Below are 9,811 nucleotides of genomic sequence, written 5' to 3'. Positions count from 1 at the left end.
CCTGCGGCTTGTCTGCCCCGGCAGGGTGCCCGATTAAAATCGGGCACCCTGCCGGGGCGCTGATAAAAGGAAAAGGAAGATGACAACATATGAAACCCGCCTCAACGCTGTCGATCGCTGGCTGCTGGGGCTGCTGACCTGGACGCCAGGACAGACGGATATCATCAAGACCGTCGCGCTGGTTCTGATGGTCATCGACCATACCGGTCTGTTGCTGGCCGGGAATAATGAGGTGATGCGTCTGCTGGGGAGGGGCTGTTTTCCGCTGTTCGGGCTGGTCTGGGGGATGAATCTGGCCCGACATACTGAAATCCGCCAGTCTCAGCTGAACCAGCTCTGGTGCTGGGCGTTGATCGCCCAGGGCTCCTTTATTCTCATCGGATACCCGTGGTACATGGGGAATATCCTGTTTAGCTTTGCGGTCACCGGTCAGGCGCTGCGCTGGTTCAGTCTGCAGACCCGCAATGATATTCTGCTGGCGATCGCCATTGTCGTGGCCTGGCTCCCTCTGTCTGCCGACAGCTACGGTCTGGCCGGGGTTTTTATGCTGATCAACAGCTGGCGACTGTGTCGGGCGAAAGAACCCGCAGAACGTATCGGGTATGGCGTGCTGTGGGCTGTCATGGTGTTGCTGATGAATGCCCATGATATTACCCAGGCCATCGCCGGCCTGATGGTCGCCTTGCTGGCCCTGGCGGTCTGTTCTGACATCGGTCGTTCTGTTCGGCGCTTCTGGCCGCGGCATTTCTTCGTGATGTTCTATGCCGTACATCTGGCGGTGCTGGGGATTGTTGTCTAAATGTAAAAAAACCCGGACAGAGGTCCAAGGAGCAGAAATAGTGCCCGCAACTGTGACAAAGGGAACATCATCGCCGTGTCCACAGTTTCCTGAGATGAAACGATGATGCCGTTAGCGTATCGTATACGTCAGACCTGATGCTTTATTGATATGGCCCCTTATGAGTGAAGAAAAACGTCCTGTACTGAGCCTGAAACGAAAACCCGCGGCAGACAGTGCTGCCCCCACCAGTGATACGGCCACTCCTGGTGTGGTACGCCGAAAAAAGGTCGTGGTGGTGTCGGCGCCGCCCGCCTGGAAGGTCAAGAAAGAAAAGCTTGAACGTGCGAAACAGGCCGCGGAAGCCGCCGCGCGTCAGGCTGAGCCCGTACCGGTCAAGGCAACAAAGGCTCCCCCTCCGGTGCGCTATCTTCGGCTGTTGCCGCCAGAGCAGGCGATCATGACCCTGAAGGTGTTCTGGCCACAGCTGTTCGATGGCAACTCGCCACGTCTGCTGGCCACGGGAATGCGTGAACAGCTGCTTGCCGATATTGCGAGTCGTGATCTGCCGCTGTCGCATAAACAGGTGATTAAGTGCCTGAAAAGCCTGACCCGGTCTGCAGGTTATCTGTCCCGAATGCGGGAAGGTGCCTCCCGCTATGACCTGCAGGGGAATGTGGTGGCTACGGTCACTGCTGATGAAGCGCACTACGCCAGTGAGCGCATGATGAAAGAGCTGTTACGCGCTGAACGAAAGATGAGTCAGACCGTTTAATTCATTTCCTGCCACAACAGTATTCATCGTTCTACAACCTCTCCGCTAAAGACTTAACGGCTTTAGCGGACGAACTTATTTTATCCATGCTTAACCTGTTAAAGGAATAAAAATGAAATTCAGATTCGGATTGTATTTTCTGCTCCCATTTATTTCAGTTGTCGTTTTGAATACCAGTTTTGCTCAGGATAATGCACCTGATAAAACGTTTTCCGTTACCCAGGAGAAAAGAATTGGAGAAATCGCAGCGGATTATCTGCGTGCTCATCCCGAGATACTTATTCAGATGAGCGAGACACTTCAGCAGGAGCAGGAGGCGAAACAGACTCGCGGTTTTAAATCCGCAGCACTGGAACAACAGGGAAACATTCTGGGTAATAAAAATATCCCCTCCTGGGGGCCCGGGGACGGAAAGGTGATGGTGGTTGAATTCTTTGACTACCAGTGCATCTGGTGCAGCCGCTTCGCGCCGGAACTGGAGAAGGTCATCAGGAGTAACCAGGATGTGCGCTATTTCTTTATGGAGTGGCCGGTCTTCGGGAGCCGATGGCCGGTTTCATTACTGGCAGCCAAAACCGGTCTGCTGGTCTGGAAGGAAAAGGGGCCGGAGGCATATCTGGCATACCATAACGGTATTTATGCGACCGGATTAATTGAAGGCAGGCTGACCAAAGAGACAGTCACGAAAACATCAGGTGATATTCAGTTCAGACAGGATACCATTGATGAAGTTAATACCACGCTGAAAAATATTAAAGACATCGCCACGGCAACGGGATTAACCGGTACGCCGGGTATTATTGTGATGCCGGTGAAGGGCGCGACGGAAGAAAATACCACGGTATTTTCCGGAATGACGGAGTCGGAAAGTCTTCAGGCGGCAATAAATAAATCCCGTCACTAACACCTCCTTTTAAATCCGTCTTATTAAAGGACTGAATTTATGTTCAGCTATTTTATTTTACGCATTGAGAAGCAATTATTCTGTTATTTGTATGGGGGCATGCTGGCGCTGTTTCTGATACTCCTGTCTCCGTTTTTTTTCACAGGAGGGGGACTGCTCCTGGTGATGCTGTCAGTTGCGTTGTTCTGGGGCGGGCTGGCCCTGTATACGCGGCATACTGACCGGATGAGAAAGCCTGACGTTTCTCCACTCGTCAGTGTCCGGGATGGTATCCAGGTGGTGCCCGAGCCGCCAGATGATGATGGCTGGTTCCTGGGCTCCGTCCACGATACCGGCGACGGGCCAGTCTGCTACTGGTTCCGTCAGACGACAAAAGCCTGACGCCTCCCCATGGCGTCGTTGTCCAACCCCGGTAACGGGGAAAAGCCAGTCTCCCCCGCTCCCGGCGTTTCTTAAAAATACAGTGAAGGAAATAGTGTGAAAATAAACCGTACTCTCAGCAGATGGTGTCTGCCTGCATTGGTCACTCTGAGTCTGTGCACACCCGTACCGATCGTTTATGCCGCGAGCATCGATACCGGGTTTTCCCCGGAAGGAACTGCCCTGCGGCTGGTTCTGAAAACCATCGCGACCGCACGACAGGAAATCCGGCTGATGGGGTATTCCTTCACCTCCCCGGAGGTGGTTCGTTCGCTCATCGAGGCGAAACGACGTGGGGTGGATGTCCGTGTGGTTCTGGATCAGAAGGCAAATACCGGAACGGCCAGCGAGGCCGCCATGAACCTGCTGACCAGCGTGGGCATTCCGGTTCGTACGGTCAGCGCCTACAAAATTATGCATGACAAAGTGATCGTCGCGGACGGGCGCAATACAGAGTCCGGGTCGTTCAATTTCAGCCGTGCAGCTGACCGTTCGAATTCAGAGAATGTGCTGGTTGTATGGGATGACCCGACAGTTGCCCAACGTTATCTGCAGCACTGGCAATCCAGGTGGGATGTCGGTACTGACTGGCGTTCATCGTACTAACGATCACACTGCCCACAATTTTTCTGCGCCAACAGAAAAAAATGTATTTTACATTAAATTAATGTGCAGCTCTCGCTGCCTATAAAGACATGTAGTATCTTTGTTCAAGTATTCAGTTATATGCTTGAGGAGGCAGAGATGTCACAGGTCGTAAACGCAGTTACTTCCTCATCTAAACGTCCCTACAGAAAGGGCAATCCTGTTTCTGCGGCAGAACGTCAGCAGAAAGCTGTTGCCCGAAAAAAAGCGACGCACAAAGAGGTGAGAGTATTTGTGCGAGACAAGCTTAAAAACCAGCTTCAAATCATGTGTGAGAATGAAGGAATTACTCAGGCAGAAATGATTGAAAGGCTGATTGAAAGAGAATCTGCGAAACTTGGAATTGACGTAACGACGTCACATTCTTGATCATACCTGCTATGAGTGCTAGATTACTGATCGTTTAGAGATTCTTGGTTGGCCACGCCGTAAGGTGGCAGGGAACTGATTCTGTAAAAAGGTTTTTTCCGGAATCAGAAAAGCAAAAACCCCGATAATCTTTCCAAGTTTGGCGACTCTAGAAGATTATCGGGGCCCTTAACTAAACTGCATAGAGATTGTTGCTCTATGCAGGGAGTATAGATTCATGCTCAGAAAAGTTCAATACCTTCTGTGCTTACTCCTTCGGCGCAACATAAGCGCAGGAAGCGGTGACTGAACAGAATCCAAAAAACTCGTTCCATTACGTGCAAGTGAAAAATGCTGAGCCGCGTTTTATGGCGCGGGAAGGCAAAAAGACACTGCCGTTTTGTTGTAAGCTGATGGCTAAAGCCGAAGGCTTTACCTCCACGTTTGATTTTTCAATTCATGTCGCCTTTGCCCGCTCACTGGGTAAGCGTCGGCGTATGCCTCCTCTCCTTCGCCGGCGTGCGATTGATGCGCTTCTCCAGGCAATGTGTTTCCATTACGATCCGCTGGCCAATCGCGTGCAGCGCTCGATTACCAATATGGCCATTGAGTGCGGGCTGGCCACGGAATCTGCCAGTGGCAACCTGTCTATCTCACGGGCGACCCGCGCGCTGCGGTTTATGTCTGAGCTGGGTCTGATCACCTATACAACGGAATATGATCCGCAGATTGGCTGCAATATTCCGACGGATATGACGTTCACGCCAGCCCTTTTTCAGGCTCTGGATGTGTCAGATGTGGCCGTCGTGGCCGCGCGCCGGAGTCGCGTGGAGTGGGAAAATAAACAGCGCAAAAAACAGAGTCTGCCGCAGCTGGGGATGGATGAACTGATCGCCAAATCCTGGCGGTTTGTACGCGAGCGTTTCCGCAGCTATCAGGCTGAGCGTAAATCTCATGGCCAGAAGCGAGCAACCGCGCGGCGGGATGCTTCGCGCCAACGGAAGGACATCGAGACGCGTGTTCGTCAGCAGCTGACCCGTGAATATGCCACCGGCCGCTTCAGAGGCGATCGTGATGCGCTCAAACGTGAAGTTGAGCGACGCGTGACGGAGCGTATGCTGCTGTCACGGGGCAATAACTATACCCGCCTGGCGCCGTACCCCGACCCAGTATAGCCTTCTCATTTTTGTTATCCGGCTGGCGCCGGAGACTTTCGCACATCCGTCTGCTGAGCCTGGCTGATTTCTGACCGATAGTGTTATGGCCACACCGATTGGCAACGCATTCCCCCCACCTGGTTGATGATATTTCGGTGCTCCGGTGCCGGTTTTTTTGCCCGGTTTTACTTATACACACTTAACTGCATGGGAACTTTTCATAAAGCTACAGCCGACAGGGTGTCAGGGTGCCTGCCGCAGAGGTTTCAGACCGCATGGTTCCCTTTAAAGACCTGCTCTGTACTTCTTTTAAAGATCTGAATATCTTTCGTCTCAAAGGAAAACCTGTTCGTCGTCTGTCCTGTGGACAGTCTCAATGAGGCCTTTGCTAACAGCGGTCGCAAGCGCCCGCGCCGCTCAGATCCAGAAGTACCTCCCGCCGACAAGCGGCGGGCATATAACCTGCACACAGATTAGTTACATCATTCAATAGATCCCTTTTTTAAAACAAACCCCGGCGACGTTCTGCAACCACAAGCCCCTCCCCACCACTGAAAAGCGCCGCCGCCCCCGGCCGAAGGCCGGGGAAAGACATCGCTTTTAATGATGAGTGTTGTAACTACTCTTCTTCATCGCTGTGGGTGGAGCTGCGGTCAGTTGTCTGGTACACGCTCGTAAGCGGCCCTGCGGCCCTGCGGCCCGCTAACGCGGAGATACGCCCCGACTGCGGCCTCGCCTTGCCGGGTCAACTCCGACCGCGTACAGCGGCGTCTGAGATGTTTTTCGCGGGTATGGCTTTGCAGCTACCATGTTAAGTTCCCTGGTGTCGCTGAGATTTTTTATGAACATCCCCCTAAGCGTCAGCAGCAAGCTGCCGCCGCTAAGGCCCCGGAAATCACGCCCTTTACGTCGTAAACGCCGTAAAGCCCGCTCACCGGGGTTAAAAGGGATTACATTAACTTCTTCATTGCTGTTAGCGGGTTAAAGCTAATCAGGGCAGGGGGAGGATGGCAGAATTTATAGCCCGGTAACCGGCTACGCCGGGCTTTCGGCGCCATTTGACTCCACAGACACATGTAACCTCATCTGGCGCCTCCATGCCGCTGACGCGGCATCCAGAAGCTTCCCGATGCTGTAAATCTTAACGTCTGCTTTGTTCAAAAAGTAATTCGTGCCTAATATACGTTCATTAACGTATGTCCCAGCTTTGATACAAATAAATGCACCAGGAAGCGGCAGGCTGAGTAACCAAGAACCCCTTAGAATATAGGATGATTTGTATCGGCACTCATTACACCATGCTTTCCGATTAACGCCGCATAGCAAGTTGAACTTTGCTACTCTGTGAAAGGTAGTGTCTTCTATCCAGTGCGGATTTAATTAATGGAATAAATGATTATGAGTGAAAATGATACAATCCCGAAGAAGTCTACAAGCCAGATTAACAAAGCGGTATTTTTTACATCTGCTTTGCTGATTTTCCTTCTTGTTGCCTTTGCCGCCGTATTCCCGGATGTCGCCGACAAAAATTTTAAACTACTTCAGCAACAAATCTTCACGAATGCCAGCTGGTTCTACATCCTTGCTGTGGCCCTGATTTTACTGAGTGTCACGTTCCTGGGACTCTCACGCTACGGTGATATCAAGCTGGGCCCGGACCATGCGCAGCCTGATTTCAGCTACCACTCCTGGTTTGCGATGCTTTTTTCGGCAGGGATGGGGATCGGACTGATGTTCTTTGGCGTTGCCGAACCTGTAATGCATTATCTTTCGCCTCCCGTCGGCACCCCGGAGACCGTTGCGGCAGCGAAGGAAGCAATGCGTCTGACCTTCTTCCACTGGGGACTGCACGCATGGGCAATTTATGCCATTGTGGCGCTGATTCTGGCGTTCTTCAGTTACCGTCACGGTCTGCCGTTAACCCTGCGCTCCGCACTCTATCCCATTATCGGCGATCGCATATACGGGCCTGTAGGTCATGCGGTTGATATTTTCGCTGTTATCGGCACGGTCTTTGGCGTTGCGACCTCGCTGGGTTATGGTGTTTTGCAGGTGAATGCCGGTTTGAACCATCTTTTCGGGGTGCCCATCAATGAAACGGTGCAGGTTATTCTGATCGTGGTCATCACGGGGTTAGCGACGATTTCAGTGGTGTCCGGCCTGGATAAGGGAATACGTATCCTGTCTGAGCTCAATCTGGGTCTGGCGTTGTTGCTCCTGGCGCTGGTCCTGTGTCTGGGACCAACCGTGCTTCTGCTGAAGTCATTTGTGGAAAATACGGGCGGTTATCTTTCGGAACTGGTGAGTAAAACGTTCAACCTTTACGCGTATGAGCCTAAGTCGAGCAACTGGCTGGGGGGCTGGACATTACTGTACTGGGGATGGTGGCTTTCATGGTCGCCGTTTGTGGGGATGTTCATCGCACGGGTCTCCCGCGGGCGAACCATTCGCGAGTTTGTCACCGGCGTGCTGTTTGTTCCCGCGGGTTTTACGCTCATGTGGATGACGGTGTTTGGTAACAGCGCGATCTATCTCATTATGAACCAGGGGGCCACAGACCTCGCCAGTACCGTTCAGCAGGATGTGGCGCTGGCCCTGTTTAATTTCCTGGAGCATTTCCCGTTCTCTTCCGTGCTGTCATTCATCGCAATGGCGATGGTCATCGTCTTCTTTGTCACGTCTGCTGATTCAGGGGCAATGGTTGTTGATTCTCTGGCATCAGGTGGAGTGGCAAACACACCCGTCTGGCAGCGAATATTTTGGGCCTCGCTCATGGGCATTGTCGCAATTGCGCTTCTCCTTGCCGGAGGGCTAAGTGCGCTGCAAACAGTGACAATAGCGAGTGCATTGCCATTCTCAGTGATCTTACTGATATCTATATACGGACTTTTAAAAGCTTTGCGCCGGGATTTGACCAAGCGTGAAAGCCTGAGCATGGCGACAATTGCTCCTACGGCTGCACGTAACCCAATTCCCTGGCAGAGAAGGTTACGCAATATCGCGTATCTGCCGAAGCGATCTCTTGTGAAACGTTTTATGGACGACGTCATCCACCCCGCCATGACGCTGGTTCAGGAAGAGCTGAACAAGCAGGGGACGATAAGCCACATCAGTGACGCAGTCGACGATCGTATTCGTCTTGAAGTCGATTTGGGTAACGAGCTGAATTTTATATATGAAGTGAGGCTTCGCGGGTATAGCTCACCGACCTTCGCGCTCGCCGCGATGGATAATAATGAGCAGCAGACTGAACAACATAGATATTATCGCGCTGAGGTATATCTCAAAGAAGGCGGTCAAAATTATGATGTGATGGGCTGGAACCAGGAGCAGCTGATTAATGACATACTGGACCAGTACGAAAAACATCTGCACTTCCTGCACCTGGTTCGTTAACAGCAACATGCCGTCCTGGGGGCGGCAATTATTTATCCCGGCCGCAATATGAGGAATGCAGAATGATTTCACGCTGGAAATGGATTCTGAAGCAGACATTTAAAAAGCTATGGTTCAGGGCAACGTTATTCGCCATTGTCGCGATAATAACGGCCCTTTTATCAATTCTTTTTAAATCAATGATACCTGAGTCGGTTTCCGTGAAGGTTGGTGCGGAAGCAGTCGATAACATTCTGAACATACTGGCATCGAGTATGCTGGCAGTGACCACTTTTTCGTTGAGTATCATGGTCACAGCCTACGGTTCAGCCACTACTAATGTGACTCCCAGAGCTACGCGTTTAGTTGTTGAAGACGTGACCACACAAAATGTACTGGCCACCTTCATCGGTTCTTTTCTCTTCAGTCTGGTAGGGATTATTGCCCTCAATATGGGAGCTTATGGAGAAAGGGGGAGAGTCATTTTATTCATTGTCACACTGGTTGTCATTGCCTTAATCCTCATCACATTGCTTCGCTGGATACAGCATTTGACCTCTCTGGGGAGGGTTGGTGAGACAACGGCAAAAGTAGAACAGGCGGCCATCGAATCATTTATTGCGAGAGCAAGAAATCCCTTTCTCGGCGGATATCCATGGCTTGAGAACAATGAACAGCCGAAAGGAACGGTTGCAGTTTATCCGAAGAAGATTGGCTATGTTGAATATATTGATATGGTGAAACTTAGCAAACTGCTGACCAATGATCCCCGTCATGTATACCTCGTGGCGCAGCCAGGCAGTTTCATACATCCATCCATGCCAGTTTTGTACCTGAGTCAAGGCCAGGAGTCATCAATCAGCGCCGATTTACTTGAGACGATTATTGTCTCGGATGTACGTTCATTTGCTCAGGATCCCCGATTTTGTCTTAGCGTCATGGCCGAAATAGCCTGCCGGGCCCTTTCCCCCGCAGTGAACGATCCTGGAACCGCCATTGATGTCATTGGCAGAGGTGTTCGTATACTTTCCACTTACGCGCAGAATAAATCTGATGAAATAGAAGTGAAATATCCTTCAGTTCATGTTGCACCACTTCAGAATAACGATCTACTGGAAGACTTTTTCTCACCTGTCGCGCGCGATGGCGCCAGTATGAGGGAGATTCAGATAAGAGTCCTTAAAGGACTGTCTATGCTGAGTAAGGGTTGGCCTGGGGTATTTTCTGAGGCCGCGCATAATTTAGCATTTGAAACATTAGAGCATGCAACACGTGCTGACCATATAAATTCTGAAAAATATCTAATAAAATCAATTTATTATAATTTATTTGGTGGCGAAGATTCTAATAAAAAACCATAGTTGCGGAGCAAGCGATTCGGTTGTTGGCAAGTAAAGGGGGTCCGCTTG

The 9,811-nt window shown here is 51.2% G+C and carries 9 protein-coding genes and 2 pseudogenes; all 11 read left to right on the top strand.

Annotated features, from left to right (window positions below; translation table 11 throughout):
- Nucleotides 1–79: 79 nt before the first annotated feature.
- The 11 genes and pseudogenes from traX (at nt 80) to N6G83_RS46060 (ending at nt 9,763) form a co-directional block, all read left to right on the top strand.
- Nucleotides 80–799 (top strand): type-F conjugative transfer system pilin acetylase TraX, encoded by a 720-nt coding sequence (gene traX, locus N6G83_RS46105; RefSeq protein ID WP_032736839.1) that lies wholly within the window; start codon nt 80–82, stop codon nt 797–799.
- A gap of 160 nt (nt 800–959) precedes the next feature.
- Entirely contained in the window at nt 960–1,553 is a 594-nt protein-coding gene (locus N6G83_RS46100) for a fertility inhibition protein FinO (RefSeq protein ID WP_009653903.1), read from the top strand.
- Between the two features lie 112 nt (nt 1,554–1,665).
- Nucleotides 1,666–2,457: a DsbA family protein gene (locus N6G83_RS46095; protein WP_009653900.1), complete on the top strand. Its 792-nt coding sequence runs from the start codon at nt 1,666–1,668 to the stop codon at nt 2,455–2,457.
- Between the two features lie 39 nt (nt 2,458–2,496).
- Nucleotides 2,497–2,751, top strand: a pseudogene (locus tag N6G83_RS46090) (hypothetical protein); the annotation flags it as partial.
- Nucleotides 2,737–2,838: pseudogene (locus tag N6G83_RS46085) on the top strand (hypothetical protein); the annotation flags it as partial. The pseudogenes N6G83_RS46090 and N6G83_RS46085, both read left to right, overlap by 15 nt.
- Before the next feature lie 102 nt (nt 2,839–2,940).
- A complete protein-coding gene (locus N6G83_RS46080) occupies nt 2,941–3,483 on the top strand; it encodes a phospholipase D family protein (protein ID WP_032736899.1) in 543 nt (180 codons plus the stop codon).
- A 138-nt stretch (nt 3,484–3,621) separates the two neighbouring features.
- A complete protein-coding gene (locus N6G83_RS46075; RefSeq protein WP_032736837.1) occupies nt 3,622–3,891 on the top strand; it encodes a replication regulatory protein RepA in 270 nt (89 codons plus the stop codon).
- Between the two features lie 217 nt (nt 3,892–4,108).
- On the top strand, nt 4,109–4,180 hold the full coding sequence (gene tap / locus N6G83_RS54985) for a RepA leader peptide Tap (RefSeq protein WP_009653899.1): 72 nt from the start codon (nt 4,109–4,111) through the stop codon (nt 4,178–4,180).
- On the top strand, nt 4,173–5,045 hold the full coding sequence (repA, locus tag N6G83_RS46070; protein ID WP_009653904.1) for an incFII family plasmid replication initiator RepA: 873 nt from the start codon (nt 4,173–4,175) through the stop codon (nt 5,043–5,045). Before tap ends, repA begins: the two co-directional genes overlap by 8 nt.
- A gap of 1,380 nt (nt 5,046–6,425) precedes the next feature.
- Nucleotides 6,426–8,423, top strand: a complete 1,998-nt coding sequence (locus tag N6G83_RS46065; RefSeq protein ID WP_023302468.1) for a BCCT family transporter — start codon at nt 6,426–6,428, stop codon at nt 8,421–8,423.
- 62 nt (nt 8,424–8,485) lie between these two features.
- Entirely contained in the window at nt 8,486–9,763 is a 1,278-nt protein-coding gene (locus N6G83_RS46060; protein ID WP_047693655.1) for a DUF2254 domain-containing protein, read from the top strand.
- The last annotated feature ends 48 nt before the right edge of the window (nt 9,764–9,811 follow it).

It is taken from the genome of Serratia sp. PL7 (assembly GCF_945957435.1).
This window is presented reverse-complemented; position numbering and strand designations above follow the sequence as displayed.

Bases quoted from the DNA above. Each gene is read 5' to 3' on its own strand.
- N6G83_RS46100 (WP_009653903.1), top strand. From the start codon at position 960: ATGAGTGAAGAAAAACGTCCTGTACTGAGCCTGAAACGAAAACCCGCG.
- N6G83_RS46095 (WP_009653900.1), top strand. From the start codon at position 1,666: ATGAAATTCAGATTCGGATTGTATTTTCTGCTCCCATTTATTTCAGTT.
- N6G83_RS46060 (WP_047693655.1), top strand. From the start codon at position 8,486: ATGATTTCACGCTGGAAATGGATTCTGAAGCAGACATTTAAAAAGCTA.
- traX (WP_032736839.1), top strand. From the start codon at position 80: ATGACAACATATGAAACCCGCCTCAACGCTGTCGATCGCTGGCTGCTG.
- N6G83_RS46065 (WP_023302468.1), top strand. From the start codon at position 6,426: ATGAGTGAAAATGATACAATCCCGAAGAAGTCTACAAGCCAGATTAAC.
- N6G83_RS46075 (WP_032736837.1), top strand. From the start codon at position 3,622: ATGTCACAGGTCGTAAACGCAGTTACTTCCTCATCTAAACGTCCCTAC.